This window comes from Nocardia sp. JW2 (assembly GCF_051843015.1).
Lineage (GTDB): Bacteria > Actinomycetota > Actinomycetes > Mycobacteriales > Mycobacteriaceae > Nocardia > Nocardia coubleae.
In genome coordinates, this window is sequence record NZ_JBPXLK010000018.1 from 29,905 (window position 1) to 49,991 (window position 20,087).

A 20,087-nucleotide genomic window follows, 5' to 3' on the forward strand; every position below is an offset into this window, starting at 1 on the left:
GCTGGTCTACCAGGCTTCGATGAGCGGGCTGTCGTGGTCGGTGCGCGGCCACCACTGGGCGAAACGGGCCAACCGGGCGGGGTTGGCGATGGCGCGCAGGCCCGCGATCCGGTCGTCGCGTATCTCCATGATCGCGACGCTGAGGACCCGGTCGTCGAGCGTGAACACGAGGGCGGGGCAGCCGTTGACCAGGGCGGCGTGGAAATCGGGTAGGCGACCGTCGAGGTGTCGCCTGATCGTGTCGGGCCGGAAGCCCGCCCGCATGGCGATCGCCAGCCGGGACGGGCCGATGAAACGAACGAGCTTGCGTGCGGTGCCGCCCAAGCCGTCGGAAGTGCCCGTGGCATCAGCGGTGAGCAGGGCGACGAGCTGTTCGGTCCGCCCCGACGACGCGGCCGCGACGAACGCCTCCACGATGCGTCGCGCCGCCGCGTGATCGGTGCCGGTTCCGTTGCGGGCGGCGGTGATCCGGCGCTTGGCGCGATGCGCGTGCTGCTGACTGGCCGATTCGCTGATGCCGAGAATGTCGGCGATCTCGGCATGGCTGTAGGAGAACGCTTCGCGCAGAACATAAACCGCGCGTTCCACCGGGGTGAGCTGTTCGAGCAGCATGAGCACCGCCAACGTCACCGACTCCCGTTGTTCGGCGGTGTCGGCGGGCCCGAGCATGGGGTCGCCCTCGAGCAGCGGCTCGGGCATCCACGCACCGACCGCCCGTTCTCGACGCACCTTCGCCGAGCGCAGACGGTCCAGAGCCAGGTTGGTGACGATCTTGGTGAGCCAGGCCTCGGGCACCTCGACGTGGTCGCGATCCGCGACCTGCCACCGCAGAAAAGCGTCCTGCACCGTGTCCTCGGCATCGGCGGCCGACCCGAGCAGGCGGTACGCGAGCGAGGCCAACCGGTTGCGGTTGGCCTCGAAACGCGCGACGGTCGCGGTGTCCATGAGCACGACTCTAGGCGGCGAGAACCCCGCGCGACGGTGCGCCCGCAGCCGCACGATAGTGGTGATCGAGCTTGCCGAATGTCGGGCGGCTGATCGCCCAGCCGCTGGTCCCCACGATGGCCGACTTCACCCAGGCGGCCGGCCTGCCACACAGCGCGCCCGGCTTGGCACGGGCATCGCCGTCGACGAACTGGAAGATCGCGTCCTTGCGGCCGAGGCTCACATGGTTACCGACGTAGCTCAGCGAGGTGCGCTTGACCGCGCGTCCGGTGAGTTCGCCGATGATCGTCGCCGTGGCCTGCTGTCCGGTGAACCCGGCCGACGCGCACGACATCGGCAGCGGACGACCGTTCCCGCCGATGACGAACCCGCTGTCGCCCGCGACGAACACGTCCGGATGCGATACCGACCGCAGCTCGCGATCCGCGGTGATCTGCCCGTTGGGTTCCACCGCGAGTCCACTGGCGGCGGCGATCGGGTGTACCGCGAATCCGGCCGCCCACACCGTCGCGTCGGAGACGAAGGCGGTGCCGTCCGCCGCGAACACCGCGCTCTGTTCGACTCGCTCGACCGTGGTGTGTTCGTGCACGGCGATGCCGAGCCGGTCGAAGGCTCGCAGCAGATGCCTGCGCGCTTTCGGCCCGAGCCAACCGCCCACCTCGCCGCTGGTGGCGAGAGTGACCCGCAGGCCGGGACGGGCCTCGGCGATCTCTGTCGCGGCTTCGATCGCGGTAAGGTTTCCGCCGACGACCAGCACGTCGCCGTGTCTGCCCAAGTCGTCGAGGCGGGCGCGTAGCCGCAGCGCCGAGGGGCGTCCGGCCACGTTGTAGGCGTGTTCGGCGACGCCGGGGACACCGTGGTCGGCGATGGTGCTGCCGAGCGTGTAGAGCAGGGTGTCGTAGCCCAGGTGGTCGCCGTCGTCGAGGGTGACCCGACGCCGATCGACGTCGAGGGCGGTCACCCTGGCCACCCGCAACCGGATGCCGGTGCCGGCGAAGACCTCGGCCAGCGGGCGATGCGGCAGATCGTGTCCGGCGGCGAGCTGATGCAGCCGCAACCGCTCCACGAAGTCCGGTTCGGCATTGACGACGGTGATCTCGAAGTCGTCGCCGTGCAGCTGGCGGGCGAGGAAACCGGCGCTGAAGGCCCCGGCGTATCCGGCCCCGAGAACAACGATGCGGTGCTTCATGATTCGCTCCTGTCTGGTTCGCGTACACCCTGAACGAGACAGCTACCGAATTCCTGACAGCCCGATCGAGTGAACTGGACCACACGCTGATCGAGCGCTTAGTGTTCCCCTATGTCACACCTGGACGGCGAGCCGACAGTTCTCATCTACGGCGCCTACGGATACACCGGTGAACTCGTTGTCGCCGAAGCACTCTCGCGCGGACTACGGCCGCTCATCTCGGGTCGCTCGGCCGAGCGGGTCGGTGAAGTCGCCGCCCGGCACGGTCTGACCGCCCGCCCGTTCGACCTCGCCGACACTGACAATGCCGCCGCGCAACTCGCCGATGTCGACACCGTGCTGCACTGCGCCGGACCGTTCGTCCACACCTACGAACCGATGCTCGCGGCCTGCCTGGCCAGTGGAACCAACTACCTCGACGTGACCGGCGAGACGCAGGTATTCGCCGCGATCTACGCCCGTCACGACGACGCGGTGCGTGCCGGGATCATTGTGATCCCCGGCGTCGGGTTCGACATCGTCCCGACCGATCATCTCGTCGCCCGCCTGGTCGGTGCGGTATCCGACGCGGTCGGTGCCGACGTGGCGATGATCAGCCGTGGTGGATTCAGCCGGGGCACGTTGCGCACCGCGGTCGACGGCATCGCCCGCGGCAACCTCGTGCGTTCCGGCGGTGAACTGGTCGCGGTGCCGCACGCGCACCGCGCCCTGACGATCGATGTGGGCCGAGGTCGTCCGGTCGGTGTCGCCAGTACGCCCCTGGGCGATGTGTGCAGCGCGGGCCACGGCTACGGGCTCACCGAGGTGGCCACGTTCACCGCCGTGCCGTTGTCGCCGGTGGTGCGGGCATTGAGCACGCCGCTGCGGTTCGTCACCGCCAGCGGGGCCGGTCGTGCCGTGACCGACCTGGTGATCGACCGGATTCCGGTTCCCGATCAGGCAACCCGCGACGCCACCCGCAGCACCGGTTGGGCCCGCGTCTACCGCGCCGACGGCAGCGGACTTTCGCTCGCCGTCGACGTGTCCAACACCTACGCCTTCACCGCGCGTTCGATGGTGCATGCGGCGATCACCCTGCACGCCCGGCCTGCTCCACCCGGCGCGCACACCCCCGCGAACGCGCTCGGCGCCGACTTCCTGCTGTCGATCCCCGGTGGGGACATCAGCTGGCCCTTCCCGGAGCCACGGCCCGCCTGAGCGGCGATTGAGGACGCCGACCCAGGGTAAGCGCGCCGTGTCAGGAAGGCAGGTGACCCCATGACCTCGATGGATCCCGACCCGCGCAATACCCCCGACCTCGAGCCGGGTGGGGGCGTACCGCCCGGCTCCACCCCGCCGGAATCGCCGCAGACCTCCGGTTTGTCGGCGCCGGAACCGAGCACCCGCCACCACTTCCCGCTCACCGGGATCGCTGCCGTGGTCGTCACGCTGGTGCTCGTCGCCGTGTTCGCGGCCGTGATCGTCGGGGTGATCGCCGCGATGTAGACACCGCGACGCGCGGAAATCCCGCAGGTCGCGGGATTCGTGCGCCAGACTGTGCGCATGCCGACATTTGCCAGGGTGTTGCACACAGTTGTGGCCGGGGCGCTGGTCGTCGCGGCTGGTCACGGCGTCGCGGGCGCCGCACCGTCCGGGAGCGCCGAGGCGCCGTGGGCGGGCGGACCCGAGGGCGTGCAGGCCGCGGGAGCGGCGCTCGCCGACGGATTCACCGGCACGGTGCTGTGGGGGCGTGAGGCGAACACACCGGTCCCGATCGCGAGTATCGCGAAGGTGATGACCGCCGTGGTCGCGATCAGCACCGGTGACCTCGAACGCCCGGTCACCGTGCCCGCCGAGGCGGGCGCCTACTGCGCCCAGCACAACGGCAGCACCGCCGGACTCACTGCGGGAGAGGTGCTCACCGCCCGCCAGCTTCTCTACGCGCTGCTGCTGCCCTCGGGTTGCGATGCCGCCTATGCCATCGCCGAGTCCTTCGGTCCCGGCCAGGCCGGTTTCATCGGCCGCATGAACGACGCCGCCCGGGTGATGGGCCTGGGCGCCACCCAGTTCACCGATCCCAGCGGCTTGCCCAACCCCACGGACAATTCCACGCACTCCACCCCGGCCGCGCTCGTCGCGCTCGGTGTGCGCGCGATGGCACTGCCCGCGTTCCGCGAGATCGTCGCCGCACGTGACCACCACGTCCCCGCCGACCACGACAATCGTGAACACCATTGGGAGACAACGAACAAACTGCTGCACGAATACCCCGGTGCCATCGGCCTGAAGACCGGCAACACCAACGCGGCCGGGCACTGCCTACTGTTCGAGACGGTGCGCGCGGGCATCCCGCTGATCGGGGTCGTGCTGCACAGTTCCGACACGAGCAGCGCGGTCGCCCGCGAAGACGCCACCCGGATCCTGAACTGGGCCTACGACCCCGTCCTGAGTGTGTTGGAGCCCATCGGCGTGCGCTGAGGGCCGAGCGAGGGTCGGCGCGGTCGCGCGATCGCCAGTAACCTTTGCCCGTGATCACGTTGGGTAAAGGCGCGGCTAGGCCGAAGACGGCATTGGCCGCGGTCGTGGCGGTGGTGTTCGTAACCTTCCTCGATACGACGGTGGTGAGTGTCGCGCTCGGCGCGATCCGGACCGAACTCGGCACCGATGTGACACTGCTGCAGTGGGTGGTCAACTCCTACACGGTGGTCTTCGCCGGGCTGATGCTCGCCGGCGGATCGCTCGGTGACCGGTTCGGGCGCAAGAAGGTGATGATCGCCGGGTTGGTGATCTTCTGTGCGGGATCAGTGGTTTCGGCGATGGCGAGCACCGTCGGGATGCTCATCGCCGGGCGGGCGATCATGGGGCTCGGTGCGGCGGCCTCGGAGCCGGGGACCCTGTCGGTGCTGCGCCACGTCTTCCCCGACGACCGGGCCCGCGCGAAGGCGATCGGTGTGTGGGCCGCGGTATCGGGTCTTGCCTTGGCGGCCGGGCCGGTGCTCGGCGGTGTGCTCGTGCACGCGTACGGGTGGCGGTCGATCTTCTGGTTCAACCTGGTGATCGGCGCGGTGGCGCTCGTCGCGGCGCTGTGGTCGGTACCGGAGAGTTCCGATCCGAGCCCCGAACCCATCGACTGGGCGGGTGCCGTGCTCGGTGCCACCGCTTTCGGTGCGGTGATCTACGCCGCGACCGTCGGTCAGGACCGTGGGTACACATCACCGTCGGTGCTGGGTTTCTTCGCGCTCGGTGCGGTGGCGCTGGTGGCGTTCGTCTTCGTCGAAACCCGCGCTCGCGCACCGATGCTGGACCTGAAGTACCTGCGGATGCCCGTGGTGCGCAGTGCGCTCGTCGTCGCGTTCGCCGTGTATTTCGGGATCTTCTCGATCTTCTTCTTCACCGCGATGTATCTGCAGGTGACGCAGTCGTATTCGGCCGCGCGCACGGCCGCGATCTTCGCGCCGATGGCCGGGACCATCGTGATCGGGTCGCTGGCCGCCGGGTACTGGGTGTCGCGCCGGGGTGCCCGCGTGCCGATGATCCTCGGCTGCGTGGTCGGTGCCGGTGGCATTCTGCTCACCCGTCAGGCGATGAGCGGAACACTGCACGATCCGACGATCGCGGCGGCAATGGCGGTGGCGGGCATCGGATTCGGGATCGCCGTGGTTCCGTTGACGTCGGCGGTGATGACGGGCGTGCCACCGCAGCACTCGGGAATGGCTGCGGCCGTGACGAATACGATGCGCCAGGTCGGATCCGCGTTCGGGGTGGCGATCCTCGGCGCGGTCGTGAGCTCGTTCCTGTCCGCGGACCTCAAGGCCAAGATGACCGAGCTGGGCGTGCCCACCACCCTGCAGCCCGATGCCGTGCAGGCCGTGGAACGCGGCCGCCTGCCCGAGGGTGCCAACCCGTTCAAGTACCTGCCCTACATCAGGGATGTCATGGACGCGGGCAAGGTGGCCTTCCACCAAGGCCTCGACGCGGCCCTGCTCGCCTCGGCGATCCTCATCCTCGCCGCCGCGGCCTTCACCGCCGTCGACGAACGACCCCGCAAACGACAGCAGCTGGCCGAGACCGTCTGAGCACATCACCGGTGGGAATGGGCGCCAACCCCTAGTCCCCCTAACTCCGTGCCGAGGCACCCCCAATCCTCGCGCCGACCCATGACCTGCGCATATCCCTCCCATACAGTGGTCTCAGACCCGGTCGCACCGCATCATTCCCCGCCCCGAAAGGACGAGGCCATGACCGCCCACCGAGCTCCGAGCACCCCTCTCCAGCGCAACTTCGGCCAGATGCGCCGCGCCCTGCCCACCCCTTGGACAGCCGCCCTGTCCGATCGCCCCGCTCCCGGCACAACAACCCGCGCCCGCCCGGTGCTCCGTATCCACGCGCTCGAGGGCTGACCCCTCAGAGGAACGAGTCGTCCATCTGAGCGGTGAGGGGCCCCGCTGTATCACCGGTATTGCGAACACCCGCAGGCTCGATCAACATCGCGTGCACCTCACCGTCCGCAACCGGACAGTGCTCGACCCCTCGCGGCACCACGAACATCTGCCCCGGCCGCAGCACGACGTCACCGTCTCGCATCCGAATAGTCAGTTCGCCCGCGACGACGAAGAACAGCTCATCGGTCTCGTCGTGTTTGTGCCACACGAACTCACCCTCGAGCTTCACCAGCTTGATCTCATAATCGTTGACTCGTGCGACCACTTTCGGCGACCACCGCTCCGAAAACGCCGACAGCGTGGACGCGAGATCGACTACTTTGTTCGCCATACACAGATCCTGGCACTCGACAGACCTGGATACGCACCGGATCTCTACATTCTCCACATGTTTTCGGCGGATCGGCCGGATAGGTTTCCGGTGTGCGCGAGTCGAAACGGGTGTGGGTGTGGCCAGGGGTGGGTGTCGGCGTCATGGTCGCGGCGGTGGTGGTGAGCCTGCATTCTGGGTGGGTTGTGACGGCGCTGTGGATTCTGGCGTTGCCGTTGCTCGCCGCCTTCTGGTTGGCGGTGGTGGTTGTCGCGGTGACCGCTGTGTGGCGCACAGCGAGGGGTGGACGGCGATGGCCGCAGGTTGTCACCGGGCTCACGGCCGTCGTGAGTATCGGTGTGCCGGTGATGTTCTACCTCTGGCCCGAAGTGCGGGTGTGGACGCGGTTTCAGCTCGAGCGCCCCGCGTTCGACGCGGCGGTGGCCAGGGATCTGAGTGTGCGTGACTACTACGGGACCGACCTGCCCACGCAGCTGTGCTGGGTGTCGGCCAATTGCAAGGTGGCCGTGGTGCGGACCGTCGACGATCACACGGCGCGTTTTGTGCCCGATTATGTCGGGATTCCCGACGGCGCAGTCGGTTACGCGCATCTGGACGGTGAACCACCCGCCGAGCCGTTCGAGGTGTTCGGGGATCAGCTGTGTCCGGTCATCGAATTGGGCGACGGGTGGTGGTGGCTGGGGCCCTGCGGATAACGGCTCAGCCGAAGAAGGAACTGCGCACGGGGCCGGGGGAGCGGACGGGGGTGCGGGGGCCGAGGAGCCAGGTGTCGGCGGTTGTGGCGACGAAGGTGGTGAAGGCGGGGTCGAGGTCGGGTGGGGTTTCGCCGTCTCCGGCGTCGGGGGTGGGGTCGGCGGCCGCGATCTCGGCGGCGATCTCCGACTCGGGGCGGTCGTCGGCGGGGACCGGTTCGAGGCCGTTCTCGCCGACCCGCTGGGTGGGTGCCCAGGGCGCGATGACGGTCTGGTGGAGCAGGCCGCTGATGTCGGCTGTGACCGGCGGAGGCTGGGTCCAGCAGGTGGCGTGTTCGAACAGGATCTGACCGGGGGCGCGCTCGTGCAGGGTGACGATGAGGTCGGGGTCGACGGTGCGCAGGTCGTAGGCGACGACGAGGGTGTCGGGGGTGCCGGGCTCGTACTCCTGGGTGGGTAGATCGAGGACGCGGGCCGTGGCGAGACCGATGATGCGGTCCGCCCGATCGGGGAGCAGCGACACCGTCCGTGGCGCACGGCCGGCCGCCGACAGCGCGAGAGCCACGCGGTGGATGCTGTATCGGCACAGGGCGGCGTTGTCGCCCAGATAGGCCCAGCGCCCGGTCATTCCGGCATCGAAGCCGTACGGCGACATCGTCGCCAGGTAGCCGCCGGTCAGGGTAAACTGCCAGCCGCGCAGATCCCGATGGTCCAGGGTGCTCACGGCGGCCGCACGATCGGCGCGAATCAGCATTCGGCTTACCCGATCACGGGCGAACACCCAGTCGTCGTCGGGTTCGGGCAGGTCGGCGAACTCGGCGCGGGCAGTCGCCGGATCACCCGCCAGGATCGAGTTGTACACCAGCAGATAGTGTTCCGCCCATTCGCGTGGGTTAGAGGCGTATCGCCCCAATACCTCGACGGCTTCGGCATGACGGTGTTCGTCTTCCAGCGCGGCGACCAGCTCCGCGAGGGCCTGGCGCACAGTGGAATCCACCCGCAACGCTTCGTGCAGAACCGGCACCGCGGCGAACGACAGGCCGTACTCCACACAGTCGTAGCCGAGCATCGTGAGCGCGCGTGCATCGGTGGCGTCGGGGAGTGCCGCCCGCGCGCTGCTCGCCAGCGGCTCCAGCTCGGCGGCGTCGGCCAGCTCGATCAGGAAGGTCACGAGTTCGGGGAGCGGAAGCTGCTCGGCGACCGGCCGCAGCGAACGCACGGACCCGCCGAGATCCCCCTGGGCGAGCAACGCACGAGCTTCGTTCAATTCGATTGTCATCGCCACCATCCTGGGTGAGAAGCGGGCCGGCGGCAACTGAGGAATTCTCAGAACCCGGCGGCTGTCAACCGGCAATCCGCTTCCAGCAGCATCCATGCGCTCAACTGGATCGAGAGGTCCTGGGGCGGTTCGGCCGCCGAGTCGCCGAGCCGGCTCAGCCCGGCAGGCAGGGCGACGGGCCGGGACCAGTCCGCTCCGAACAGAGGCAGCCCGTCCACCTCGGCGCGATGCGCCCACGCCGCCCGTGCGGACGCATGCACGATCCCCGCCGCGGTCGTATCACCGAGCGCCAGTGCGGTTTCGGTGAGATAGCGCGCGAGAATACCCATGAACAATCCGGAGTCGTCATCGGTGGCACCGCTGATCACGCCGTTGTCGGTGAGGAGTTCGGCGACGGCACGCACCAGCTCCCGTGCTCGCTCGCGATACACGGGTTCGCCTGTCCGCAAAAACAATTCGGTATCGAGGCCGATCGCGACACCCTGGCAGTAGGTGTGCACCGTGCGGTCCATCGAGCCGCCCGGCTCGTGCACACCGTCGAGAACCAGCCCGCTGGCGGCATCACGCAGCCGGGTGTGCAGGAACTCCGCGAGCCGCACGGCGCGGGGAAGATCACCGAGCCGAGCCAGGGCGATACCTGTGGGCCCGATCGCAGGTGTGTTGTAGAAGTCGTCGCCGGAGCGCCACGGCACCGCGCCGAGCACCGGATTCCAGTCGTCCACCACCGCGGAGCGCAGGTCGCCGAGCGCGTCGTCGAACCGCACGTCGAGCAACCGTCGCGCGCGTTCGAGCGCGATCAGCAACCACGCCATGTCGTCGTAGTACCGGTTCGTCCACCCGGTGACATTGCGGGTGCGGATGCCGCGGGCCAGCGCGACCACCCGGTCGACCCGCTCGGTTGTGCGGGCGCGATGGGCGGCGTCGACCGCACAATCGACCAGGTGGGCCTGCCACCAATAGCACCAGCGGCCGAACGACTGATCGGTGAGCGACGCGGGCCAGACCAGCGTGCCGAGCTGCCGCTGCGGCAGCCCCCACAGCGACCGCACATGCCGGACGACGATCGCCTCCTCGGCCAGATCCGCCCGCCGTCCGCACTCCCCGGGCATCGCCGCGATACCGCGCGTGATCGCCGCCGTCCTGGTCGGCTGGGCCAGGGCGGTGAGCGCCACCGCCGCGCCCGCACCCCACAGCACCCGGCGTCGGCTGATCCCGTCGCCCCGCCGTTCCACTCGACTCCCTTGCTGGACATCATCTCCGGGCCCGGCACCGTATCGCCGCTGTCCGGCGTCGGCATGGCGCGCAGCTGAACCGCGCGGGTAGCGCACGAATCGATCGGTTGAACACGGTGAAAGCCCGTCTCGGGAGGTACCGATACGCGACACGAGAAATGTTCAGCCGCAAGATGTCTCACCATTTTCCCGCCACGGCGGTTACGGTGGTGCGGTGGCAGGGACGAGATGTCCCACCGGCCCGCTGATCGTGCGGGTGCTCGAAGGCCACGGCGTCGAAGAAACATCAAGCGGTACCGAGCTCGACCACGCGGATACACCGGCGTATCCGTGCGGTTCGGCGGCGGTGGCGCGTTGATGTCGTTGGGGTAGCCAGGATGTGACGAGCACGATGCTGACAAGTAGCCGACGGCAGCACTTTTCGTGTCGAAGTCATGTCTTCGCACGAGTCTTCCCCAAAAACGTCCGCGATGCGGTAACTTAGCGGCTGCTTTGCCAATGATTGTCTGTGTGAAAGGAATTGGATTCATGGGATTCGAGGCCACGGGAGCGATCGGCGACCACTACAACGAGGCCGGTGGCGCGTCGAGCCCCCTCGGTGAGCCGATCTCGGCCGAACTGGACGCCCCGGGCGGCGGCAAGTACCAGGAGTTCACCGGCGGCGTCATCTACTTCAACCTCCCCACCGGAGCCAAGACCGTCTACGGCGCGATCCGTCAGGCGTGGGAGGCCGAGGGTGGCGCGGGTGGCCGTCTCGGCTACCCGACCTCCGACGAGCAGGACATCGAGGGTGGCAAGATCAGCCACTTCGAGAACGGTTCGATCAGCTACTCGATCGCCGACGACGCGGTGACGATCAACGCCTAGCGTGTGATCTTCACAGGTGGGCACCGATCCGACGGGTCGGTGCCCATCGGCATGTCCGGGGCACTGAATGCCCGGTGCGTGCGTATTCGGTCCGGCGCGGGGTACACGCCACCCACCTCTGTTGTCGATGATGGGAGGCGTCATGGTGAATGTCGACGAGAAAGGCGCGGCCGGGCGCGGCGGTAAGCTGCACATCCCGCGCAGTCGCGGCGCGCTGGGCGGTCTGGCGGTGCTGCTGCTCGGTATCTGGGGCGCACTCATACCGTTCATCGGTCCGTACTTCGATTTCGCCTACACCCCGGACGAACCGTGGGTCTGGACGACGGCGCGCGGCTGGCTGCAGGTGCTGCCCGGCGTGGTCGCCATCGTGGGCGGCCTGCTCATGCTGATGAGCCGCAATCGGGTGGTCGCGAGCTTCGGCGCGTGGCTCGGTGTCGCGGCGGGCGCGTGGTTCGTGATCGGACCGTTCCTGGCCGCCTGGTTCCGGCTCGGGGACATGGGTGAACCCGTGGCCGGCTCGGACGTCAAGCGCGCACTGTTGCAGCTGACGTTCTTCTACGGGCTCGGCGCGCTGATCCTGTTCTTCGCCGCGAGCTCGCTGGGCAGGCTGTCGGTGCGCAGCACCCGTGACATCGCCTTCGCCGAGCGCACCCGCGTCGTCGGTGACGATCGAGCACGCGTGGTGGAGGACGAAGTCGCACCCACCGAGGGAGCGCACACCCGAGGGTTCGGAACGCGCGGAATCCGGCACCGCCCGGTGTGAGCGGTCAGGCGGTCTTGACCGTGACCACCGTGTCGGCGCTGGGGTAGTCGAGGACGCGCAGCCGCCCCGTGACCAGGTCGACGGTGTCGGCGACCACGCGACCGGCGCGCCGCGCGTCATCGGCGAAGCTGGTGCTCACCACCCGGTAGCTGCGCTTGGCGGTGAGCACGATGTCACCGGCGCGCAGGTGACCGGCGGACCGGGGTGCTCCCTCGGCGTCCTCGGCCGCGCCGGTTCCCCTGATGAGCTCGATCAACTTCAGCACTGTGTTCTCCCAGTATGTGAAAACGCCGTCTGACGCCCCGCGCGCCGGTCGGCGAGCGGTATCCAGCTCTCTGTACCCCGAATCGTGATGGTTGAACCCTCCGATTCCGGGCACTCCTGGCCATTCGGCGGGCCCAGGCGCGAGGCTTCCAGGAACCTCCCAGGTCAGACGCAGGTCTGCGCCAGTTTCGCCGGTCACTGTCGGTGTCATGACCGACACAGAGACCGCCACCTGGGCGGCAACCGTGGCCGAGGTGATCACCGCCCCCGGGGTGGACGTGGTCGTCCCGGTGCACAACGAGGAAAACGACCTGGCCGACTGCGTGCGCAGGCTGCACGCCTTCCTGCGTGACGGGTTCCCGTTCAGCGCACGCATCACCATCGCCGACAACGCTTCCACCGACAACACGCTGTTGATCGCCGAACATCTGGCCGCCGAACTCGACGGCGTGCGGGTGGTGCACCTGGACCGCAAGGGCCGGGGGCGGGCCCTGCACTCGGTGTGGAGCAGCTCCGATGCCCAGGTGGTCGCCTACATGGATGTCGACCTGTCGACCGATCTCAATGCCCTGTTGCCGCTCGTCGCGCCGCTGATGTCGGGGCATTCCGATATCGCGATCGGTTCCCGGCTCGCCACGTCGGCGCGGGTGGTGCGCGGGCCCAAACGGGAGCTGATCTCGCGCAGCTACAACCTGCTGCTGCGCACCTGCCTGCAGGTGCGGTTCTCGGATGCTCAATGCGGCTTCAAGGCGATGCGTACCGAGGTGGCCCGCGAGCTGCTGCCATTGGTACGCGATCGCGAGTGGTTCTTCGACACCGAGGTGCTCGTGCTGGCCGAGCGGGCGGGGCTGCGCATCCACGAGGTGCCCGTCGACTGGATCGATGATCCCGACAGCCGCGTCGACATCGTCGACACCGCGCGCAAGGATCTGCTGGGGATGTGGCGGGTCGGCCGGGAGATGGTGAGCGGGCGCCTGCCGGTCGCAGAGCTGCGGGCCGCGATCGGGCGAGAACCGCTGGTCCCTGGTGTGCCGGTGGGCATGGTCGGGCAGTTGGTGCGTTTCGCCGTTGTCGGTGTGCTGTCGACGCTGGCCTATGGGGTGCTGTACCTGCTGATGCAACCGGCCGTCGGCGCGCAGGCGGCGAATCTTCTCGCCCTGCTGGTGACGGCGGTGGCGAACACCGCGACCAACCGCGCCTTCACCTTCGGCATCCGTGGCCCGGAAAGACTTGCGGCGCACCATGTTCAGGGACTACTGATCTTCCTGTTCGGTCTGCTGATCACCAGCGGGTCGTTGTTCGCGCTGCATCGGTGGGCGGCGGGCGCGTCGGTCCAGGTCGAGCTGGCTGTACTTGTCGTCGCGAATTGCGTTGCCACGCTTGCGCGTTTCGTCGGGCTCCGCTGGGTGTTTCGTGGTGCGGGTGATCGCCGATGACCGCGCTGATGACGAAGCCGGCGGCCGAACCGGTAGCCGACACCCCGCTGACCCGACCACGATGGGAATTTCCGGCTCTAGCCGTGCTGCTGATCGGTACCGCGGCGGCCTACCTGTGCAACCTGACCGCCAACGGCTGGGCCAACTCGTTCTACGCGGCCGCCGTGCAGGCCGGCTCCGTGTCGTGGAAGGCGTTCTTCTTCGGATCGTCGGACGCGGCGAACGCGATCACGGTCGACAAGACACCGGCCGCACTGTGGCCGATGGAATTGTCGGCGCGAATATTCGGATTCAGCAGCTGGAGCATGCTGGCACCACAGGTGCTGCTCGGCCTCGCGTCGGTGGCGCTGTTGTGGGCGACGGTTCGCCGCTACCACGGTGCGGCAGCCGGTCTGCTCGCCGGTCTCGCCCTTGCCCTGACTCCGGTGGCCGCGTTGATGTTCCGCTTCAACAACCCCGACGCACTGCTGGTGTTCCTGATGATCGCCGCGGTCTGGGCCATGTTGCGGGCCACCGAATCCGGGCGTTGGCGCTGGCTGGTGCTGTGCGGGCTGTTCATGGGATTCGGCTTCCTGGCCAAGCAGCTGCAGGTGTTGCTCGTTCTCCCGGCGCTGGCCCTGGTGTACCTGTTCGCGGGGCCGCCGAAGCTGGGCACCCGGCTGCTGCAACTGTTCGCCGCCGGTGCGGCGATGGTGGTGGGTGCGGGTTGGTGGGTGCTGATCGCGCAGCTGTGGCCGGTCGGCTCGAGACCGTATTTCGGTGGCTCCCAGAACAATTCGATCATCGAGCTGACCCTCGGCTACAACGGCCTCGGTCGGCTCAGCGGTGACGAGACGGGCAGCGTCGGTCCCGGTGGTGAACTTCCCGCCGGTGGCAACGGAATGTGGGGGCAGACCGGCATCACCCGCTTGTTCGACTCCGCTCAGGGCGGGCAGATCGCGTGGCTGCTGCCTGCCGCACTGATTCTCGCCATCGTGGCACTGGTCTTCTACGGCCGTGTACCGCGCACCGATCTGCGACGGGCATCGGTAATGCTGTGGGGCGGTTGGCTGCTCGTGACCGGTCTGGTCTTCAGCTTCATGAAGGGGATCTTCCACCAGTACTACACGGTCGCCCTCGCGCCTGCGGTCGCCGCGCTCACCGCGCTCGGCGCGGTCCTGCTCTGGCAGCATCGCGACCGGATGACGGCTCGCATATGCGCCGCCGCGACGATGGGCGTGACCACGGCCACGGCCTGGGTATTGCTCTCGCGCACCAGCGATTTCGTGCCCTGGCTGCGATGGGTGACTCTGGTCGGCGGGCTCGGCGCGGCGCTCTTGCTGCTGTTGCCACCCGCACCGAAACGGTCGGCGTTCGCGGCGCTGCTCGCCGGGACCGTCGCACTGAGCGGGCCCGCCGCCTACACCGCCGAGACCGTCGCCTCGGTCAATGCAGGGTCCATTCCCAGCGCGGGCCCGGAAGTCCGGGGCGGACGGGGTATGCCAGGACCCGGTGGCGAAATGCCGGACGGGCGAGGCGGAATGGGAGGTCGCGACAACGCGCCGATGGGCGGCACAGTGCCCGCGGGTGGAGCTCCCGGCAACGGTTCCGGTCGGGGCGGTGCGCCGAGCGGGACGGCCGAGACAACTGCGCCCGACGGGGGTGCTGGTGGAAGTGGTGGGCCGAACGGCGGCGCCGGCGGCGGCTTCCTCGGCGGCGCGAACCAGGTGAGCGACAAGATGATCGCGCTGCTCACCGACGACGCGGTCGACTACACCTGGATCGCGGCCGCCACCGGCTCGAACTCGGCCGCCACCTACCAACTGGCCACCGAACTGCCGGTGATGTCGCTGGGCGGGTTCAACGGCAGCGACCCGTTCCCGACGCTCGCTCAGTTCCAGCAGTACGTGGCCGACGGCCGGATCCACTACTTCATCGCGGGCGGCGGTCCAGGGGCGCGGGGCGACGATGCGATCGCCACCTGGGTCGCGGCGAACTTCACCGCCGTGCAAGTCGACGGCGTCACCGTCTACGACCTGACCAGCTGAACGGCGTTCACAGGAAACGCCCAGTTTCCTTCCAGGTCCGTGTGCGGTGAGCCAGCCATGCTGAATCCATGACCGCCGAACCACCCGAAGCCCGCATCCTCGTCGTCGACGACGAGCCGATGATCGTCGAGCTGCTGAGCACCAGCCTGCGATTCCAGGGTTTCGAGGTGGCGACGGCCGCTGACGGTGCGGCCGCGCTCGACACCGCACGCCGCTTCCGCCCCGATGCCCTGGTCGTGGACGTGATGATGCCGGGCATGGACGGCTTCACCCTGCTGCGCAGGTTGCGTGCCGACGGCGTCCAGGCACCCGTGCTGTTCCTGACCGCCCGCGACCAGACCGAGGCCAAACTGACCGGTCTCGGTCTCGGCGCCGACGACTACGTGACCAAACCGTTCAGTCTCGAGGAGGTGATCGCCCGCATCCGGGTGATCCTGCGCCGTGCGGGCACGGTCGCTCCGCAACGGAATCCCCGGTTGCGCGTCGCCGACATCGAGCTCGACGACGAGAGCCACGAAGTGTGGAAGGCGGGGGAGCCGGTGAGCTTGTCGCCGACCGAATTCACGCTCCTGCGCTACTTCATGGTGAACGTGGGCAAGGTGCTGAGCAAGCCGATGATCCTGGACCACGTGTGGCACTACGACTTCGGCGGTGACGCGAACATCGTCGAGTCGTATGTGTCGTATCTGCGGCGCAAGATCGACACCACCGAACCCAAACTCATCCATACGCTGCGCAGCGTCGGATACGTGCTGCGGGAACCGAGGTGAGCGTCTCGGCTCGGGTCGCACGGCGTTTCGCCGCTGTGCCGCTGCGTGTCGGCCTGGTGGTCGTGCTGCTCGCGCTCGCGACGGTGGTGCTCACCGCGGTGGGGGTGGTGGTCACCTCGGTGATGTCGAACTCGCTCACCGACCGGGTCGACGAACAGCTGATCGATGCCGCGCGAACCTGGGCGCAACCGAGAGCGATGAAGCAGGTCACCGACTCGGCGGGCAACACACGCTGGGTGCCCGCCGACGCACCGGATGTCGTGCCGATGGAAGGGGAGCAGCCGCGCCGGTTCGCCGAGATCCGCACCGGGCCCGACGGCGAGGTCTATCTCGAGTCGCCCGGCGCCACCGACGGCTCGTCCGGACTGCCGGACGTCACCGGTGACGCGCGGGGCCCGCGCACGGTGGGCTCCCGCAGCGGTCCCGACACCGACTGGCGGGTGCTGACCACCACGAACGGCCACGGCTCGGTCACTGTCGGGCTGTCGCTGTCGGAAACCCGGCAGACGATCACGGGCCTGCTTCTGGTGCAGGTCGTCGCGGGCGTCGCCGCGTTGCTGCTGCTCGGCGTCGTCGGCTATCTGGTGGTGCAGTGGAGCCTTCGCCCGTTGCGTGCGGTGGAGGAGACAGCGGCCGCCATCGCCGACGGTGATCTGCACCGCCGTGTTCCGGTGCGCGGTGTCGACACCGAGGTCGATCATCTCGCCCGCTCACTGAACGTGATGCTCACCCGGATCCAGGACGGCGTCGCCGCGACCGAGGCCTCCGAGGCGGCGGCGCGGCGTTCCGAGGCGAGGATGCGTGAGTTCGTCGCCGACGCCAGCCACGAATTGCGCACCCCGCTCACCACCATCCGGGGATTCGCCGAGCTGTACCGGCACGGGCACCGCACCGACCCCGAGACCCTGTTCGGCCGGATCGAGGCCGAGTCCATCCGGATGGGTGGCCTGGTCGGTGACCTGCTGATGCTGGCCGATCTCGACGCCAACCGGCCCCTCGAGCGGGCGCCCGTCGACCTGCTCGCCCTGGCGCGCGACGCGGTGGGCGATGCCCACGCCCGCGACGCCGGACAGCCCGTCGCCCGCGCGATCGAACTGGAAGTCGTCGGTGACGGAGCCATGGTCGTGATCGGGGACGAGGCAAGACTGCGACAGGTCATGGCGAACCTGCTGGGCAATGCGCTCACGCATACTCCGCCCGGAACCCCGGTCACCGTGCGTCTGCGCCCCGGTGACGACGAGGTCGCCATCGACGTCGTCGACGAGGGGCCCGGGCTGCCGGCCGAGGCCGCGTCGCGCGTGTTCGAACGGTTCTATCGCACCGACGACTCGCGCACACGGTCCAGCGGGGGCTCAGGTCTCGGGCTGTCGATCGTCGCGGCGCTGGTGGCGGCCCACGGTGGGCGCGTCGGTGTCGAAAGCACGTCCGGTCGGGGCGCCACGTTCACCGTGGTGCTGCCCCGCGACATGCGCTGACTACGCCGTGACCGGCGCAGGCTCCCGGTGCACCGCCCGACGGCTGACGAGCGCGCCGAACAGCGTGGCCAGGGGCGTCATGAGCACGGCGTACACGGCGGCGGGCACCGCGATGCGCGCACTGTCGAGGACGGTGATCGCCAGGGTGATGGCGATCGCGCTGTTGTGCACGCCGACCTCCATCGACGACGCGATCGCCTGCGGCGGGCTCACCCCGAACGCGAGCGGCACCAGGTAACCGGTGGTGAGGCTGATGACGCAGAACACCATGGTGATCGCGCCGACATCGAGGAAGTAGCCGCCGATCGCCGCCCGGTCCGCGATCATGGTGACCGCCACGATCACCGCGAGAATCAGCACCGACGCGATGCGCACCGGCAGGTCCATCCGGGCCGCGAACCCCGGCGCCCGCCGCCGCACCTGCATACCGATCAGGACCGGAATCAGCACGATCGCGATCACCTGCACGGTCTTGCCGAACTGCAGCCCCAACTGGCCCGTCTCGTTCTCGGCGAACTGGTGGACGGCCAGGTTCGTGACCAGTGGGACGGTCACCACACACAGCATCGAATTGACCGCGGTGAGCGTCACATTCAGTGCCACGTCACCACGGAACAGGTGACTGAACAGATTCGCGGTCGCTCCGCCCGGCGAGGCGGCGAGCAGCATCATCCCCACCGCGAGCAACGGCTCGAGGTCGAACAGCATCACCAACCCGAACGCCACCGCGGGCAACACGATCACCTGACACACCAGGGCCACCGCGACGGCCTTCGGCGCCCGCGCGACCCGCGTGAAATCGGCCCCGGTCAGCGACAGGCCGAGCCCGAACATGATGACGGCCAGCGCCGGCGGCAGAGCCGTGGAAAGAAACGAGGAGTTCATGCACCACCGATCGTCGCGGAAACCCCCACCTTATGCGGCAACAGCTTTCGCCACACCGCTGTTGGAGCGAACCCGGGTCCGGGCAGCGATGTGGCGAAAACTCGTCAGCAGCCTCAGGCGGCGAGGGCGTGGGAGTCGCGCGGCCACCGTTGATGTGCTGCGTCGATGACGTAGAGATGGGTGTGCTGGTAGAGCCGATCGGTGATGCGAACGGCGTCGGCCAGGCGCGCGGGGTCGATGGTTCCGATCTCGTGCAGGTGGGTGATCTCGGCCGGGTCGTGGCGGGGCCAGGACCGCAGCGCGACCGTGGTACCGAGGGCGGCCAGCCCGAGCAGCACCAACCAGGTGGTCGTGAAACCGGCTGCGGTGGTGAGCCATCCCGCGATCGGATAGGTGAGCAACCACGCCAGGTGCGACAGCGAGAACTGCGCGGCGAACAACGCGGCCCGGTCGGCCGGTTGCGAGGACCGCCGCAGAATCTGCCCGGTCGGGGTCAGGACGGCGGCAGTGCCCGCCCCGATCACGGCCCACACGGCGCCCGCCGCGATCCAGCGCCACTGTCCCGCCGCGGCGTTCGACAGCGCGACGGCCCCGCCGAGCCCGGTCATCAGGGTGGCCGCACCGCTCAGCATCACCGGCCGGGGACCGACCCGGTCGAGCACCCGCGGCAACGACAGCGCAACCACCATGGTGCCGAAACCGTTGGCGGCCAGCAGGATCGCGACACCGGTCTGCGAACCGCCGAGCGTGTCGCGCACATAGTTGACGGTGTTGACCATGATGACCGACCCCGCCGCCGCGACCACCAGGTTCAACCCGAGCAGCCCACGCAGCCGAGGTGTCGCGGCGAAGATCCGCATCCCCACCGCGATCCGCTGCCGGAAACTGCCACCGGTGGTCGCCCCCGCGTCGGGAATCCTGGTGGACACCACGAGGACGGCCGAGACCACGAAGCCGATGGCGGTGCCGACGAACAGCCAGTGGAAGCTGATCAGGGTGAGTGCCGCCGCCGCGAGCATCGGGCTCAGCAGCGTCTCCATGGTCGCGGCCAGCTGGGCCGCCGACAGCGCCCGGGTGTAGTCGCGTTCGTCGGGCAGGATGTCGGGGATCACCGCCTGATACGTGGGAGTGAAGGCCGCCGAGGCGGTCTGCAGCACGGCGATGAGTACGTAGATGTGCCAGATCTGGTCGATGAAGGGCAGCGCGAGCACCACGGCACCGCGCACCGCGTTGAGCGAGACGAGGAAGAGCCTGCGCGGGAACCGATCGGCATAGGCCGCGACGATCGGGGCGACGGTGACGTACACCAGCATCTTGATGGTGAGCGCGGTGCCGAGCACGGCGCCTGCGTCGGCGCCCGCCAGTTCGTAGGCGAGCAGACCCAGTGCGACCGTGGTCAACCCGGTGCCGAACAGCGCCGTCATCTGGGCGGTGAACAGCCGGAGATAGTCGCGGTTGGCGAACAGCGAGGTGATCATGCTCTGAAGGTACGACTTCGGGACCCGAAAGTA

21 protein-coding genes are annotated in these 20,087 nt (G+C 68.7%); 13 read left to right on the forward strand and 8 right to left on the reverse strand.

Going from position 1 to position 20,087, the window contains the following annotated elements; translation table 11 throughout:
* Positions 1 to 6: 6 nt before the first annotated feature.
* Together ACSVDM_RS22405 and ACSVDM_RS22410 are read right to left on the reverse strand one after the other, a co-directional pair.
* On the reverse strand, positions 7 to 945 hold the full coding sequence (locus ACSVDM_RS22405) for a sigma-70 family RNA polymerase sigma factor (RefSeq protein ID WP_439267558.1): 939 nt from the start codon (positions 943 to 945) through the stop codon (positions 7 to 9).
* Positions 946 to 955: 10 nt separating this feature from the next.
* Positions 956 to 2,134 (reverse strand): NAD(P)/FAD-dependent oxidoreductase, encoded by a 1,179-nt coding sequence (locus ACSVDM_RS22410; protein WP_439267560.1) that lies wholly within the window; start codon positions 2,132 to 2,134, stop codon positions 956 to 958.
* 111 nt (positions 2,135 to 2,245) lie between these two features.
* Here ACSVDM_RS22410 and ACSVDM_RS22415 point away from each other — a divergent pair, with 111 nt between their 5' ends.
* From ACSVDM_RS22415 to ACSVDM_RS22435, 5 genes are all read left to right on the forward strand, one after another.
* Positions 2,246 to 3,331 carry a saccharopine dehydrogenase family protein gene (locus ACSVDM_RS22415; protein WP_439267562.1) on the forward strand — a complete coding sequence of 362 codons (1,086 nt, stop codon included), beginning with the start codon at positions 2,246 to 2,248 and terminating at the stop codon, positions 3,329 to 3,331.
* A 60-nt stretch (positions 3,332 to 3,391) separates the two neighbouring features.
* On the forward strand, positions 3,392 to 3,619 hold the full coding sequence (locus tag ACSVDM_RS22420; RefSeq protein ID WP_067638667.1) for a DUF6480 family protein: 228 nt from the start codon (positions 3,392 to 3,394) through the stop codon (positions 3,617 to 3,619).
* A gap of 75 nt (positions 3,620 to 3,694) precedes the next feature.
* Positions 3,695 to 4,591 (forward strand): D-alanyl-D-alanine carboxypeptidase family protein, encoded by an 897-nt coding sequence (locus tag ACSVDM_RS22425; RefSeq protein WP_181697110.1) that lies wholly within the window; start codon positions 3,695 to 3,697, stop codon positions 4,589 to 4,591.
* A 50-nt stretch (positions 4,592 to 4,641) separates the two neighbouring features.
* Complete coding sequence (locus ACSVDM_RS22430; RefSeq protein WP_439267565.1) at positions 4,642 to 6,189, forward strand: MFS transporter; 1,548 nt, start codon at positions 4,642 to 4,644, stop codon at positions 6,187 to 6,189.
* 162 nt (positions 6,190 to 6,351) lie between these two features.
* Positions 6,352 to 6,513 (forward strand): hypothetical protein, encoded by a 162-nt coding sequence (locus tag ACSVDM_RS22435; protein ID WP_181697111.1) that lies wholly within the window; start codon positions 6,352 to 6,354, stop codon positions 6,511 to 6,513.
* A gap of 4 nt (positions 6,514 to 6,517) precedes the next feature.
* Here the strand turns inward: ACSVDM_RS22435 and ACSVDM_RS22440 are convergent, their stop codons facing one another.
* On the reverse strand, positions 6,518 to 6,886 hold the full coding sequence (locus tag ACSVDM_RS22440; protein WP_439267567.1) for a cupin domain-containing protein: 369 nt from the start codon (positions 6,884 to 6,886) through the stop codon (positions 6,518 to 6,520).
* A 92-nt stretch (positions 6,887 to 6,978) separates the two neighbouring features.
* Here ACSVDM_RS22440 and ACSVDM_RS22445 point away from each other — a divergent pair, with 92 nt between their 5' ends.
* A complete protein-coding gene (locus tag ACSVDM_RS22445) occupies positions 6,979 to 7,581 on the forward strand; it encodes a hypothetical protein (protein ID WP_439267569.1) in 603 nt (200 codons plus the stop codon).
* Between the two features lie 4 nt (positions 7,582 to 7,585).
* Here ACSVDM_RS22445 and ACSVDM_RS22450 read toward each other — a convergent pair whose 3' ends face one another.
* Entirely contained in the window at positions 7,586 to 8,857 is a 1,272-nt protein-coding gene (locus tag ACSVDM_RS22450) for a tetratricopeptide repeat protein (RefSeq protein WP_439267571.1), read from the reverse strand.
* Between the two features lie 47 nt (positions 8,858 to 8,904).
* Entirely contained in the window at positions 8,905 to 10,089 is a 1,185-nt protein-coding gene (locus ACSVDM_RS22455) for a glycoside hydrolase family 76 protein (protein ID WP_439267573.1), read from the reverse strand.
* Between the two features lie 214 nt (positions 10,090 to 10,303).
* Between ACSVDM_RS22455 and ACSVDM_RS22460 the strand changes: the two genes are divergently transcribed.
* The 3 genes from ACSVDM_RS22460 (at position 10,304) to ACSVDM_RS22470 (ending at position 11,719) form a co-directional block, all read left to right on the forward strand.
* Positions 10,304 to 10,447 (forward strand): hypothetical protein, encoded by a 144-nt coding sequence (locus ACSVDM_RS22460; protein ID WP_439267575.1) that lies wholly within the window; start codon positions 10,304 to 10,306, stop codon positions 10,445 to 10,447.
* 170 nt (positions 10,448 to 10,617) lie between these two features.
* Entirely contained in the window at positions 10,618 to 10,956 is a 339-nt protein-coding gene (locus tag ACSVDM_RS22465) for an LGFP repeat-containing protein (RefSeq protein WP_439267577.1), read from the forward strand.
* Positions 10,957 to 11,098: 142 nt separating this feature from the next.
* Positions 11,099 to 11,719: a hypothetical protein gene (locus ACSVDM_RS22470; protein WP_439267579.1), complete on the forward strand. Its 621-nt coding sequence runs from the start codon at positions 11,099 to 11,101 to the stop codon at positions 11,717 to 11,719.
* Positions 11,720 to 11,723: 4 nt separating this feature from the next.
* Here the strand turns inward: ACSVDM_RS22470 and ACSVDM_RS22475 are convergent, their stop codons facing one another.
* Positions 11,724 to 11,984, reverse strand: coding sequence for a hypothetical protein (locus tag ACSVDM_RS22475; RefSeq protein WP_181697118.1), 261 nt, complete (start codon positions 11,982 to 11,984; stop codon positions 11,724 to 11,726).
* Between the two features lie 208 nt (positions 11,985 to 12,192).
* Here ACSVDM_RS22475 and ACSVDM_RS22480 point away from each other — a divergent pair, with 208 nt between their 5' ends.
* The 4 genes from ACSVDM_RS22480 to ACSVDM_RS22495 all read left to right on the forward strand — a co-directional run bounded on the left by ACSVDM_RS22480 (position 12,193) and on the right by ACSVDM_RS22495 (position 17,691).
* Positions 12,193 to 13,419: a glycosyltransferase gene (locus tag ACSVDM_RS22480; protein ID WP_439267581.1), complete on the forward strand. Its 1,227-nt coding sequence runs from the start codon at positions 12,193 to 12,195 to the stop codon at positions 13,417 to 13,419.
* Entirely contained in the window at positions 13,416 to 15,446 is a 2,031-nt protein-coding gene (locus ACSVDM_RS22485; protein ID WP_439267583.1) for a glycosyltransferase family 39 protein, read from the forward strand. The genes ACSVDM_RS22480 and ACSVDM_RS22485 overlap by 4 nt, the downstream gene beginning before the upstream one ends.
* Positions 15,447 to 15,514: 68 nt before the next feature.
* On the forward strand, positions 15,515 to 16,216 hold the full coding sequence (locus ACSVDM_RS22490; RefSeq protein WP_439267585.1) for a response regulator transcription factor: 702 nt from the start codon (positions 15,515 to 15,517) through the stop codon (positions 16,214 to 16,216).
* The gene (locus ACSVDM_RS22495; RefSeq protein WP_439267587.1) at positions 16,213 to 17,691 is read left to right on the forward strand and encodes a sensor histidine kinase; all 1,479 of its coding nucleotides are present in this window, start codon (positions 16,213 to 16,215) and stop codon (positions 17,689 to 17,691) included. Before ACSVDM_RS22490 ends, ACSVDM_RS22495 begins: the two co-directional genes overlap by 4 nt.
* Here ACSVDM_RS22495 and ACSVDM_RS22500 read toward each other — a convergent pair whose 3' ends face one another.
* Both ACSVDM_RS22500 and ACSVDM_RS22505 read right to left on the reverse strand, forming a co-directional pair.
* A complete protein-coding gene (locus ACSVDM_RS22500; RefSeq protein ID WP_067638648.1) occupies positions 17,692 to 18,576 on the reverse strand; it encodes a bile acid:sodium symporter family protein in 885 nt (294 codons plus the stop codon).
* 113 nt (positions 18,577 to 18,689) lie between these two features.
* Entirely contained in the window at positions 18,690 to 20,054 is a 1,365-nt protein-coding gene (locus ACSVDM_RS22505) for an MFS transporter (RefSeq protein ID WP_439267589.1), read from the reverse strand.
* Positions 20,055 to 20,087 lie beyond the last annotated feature (33 nt).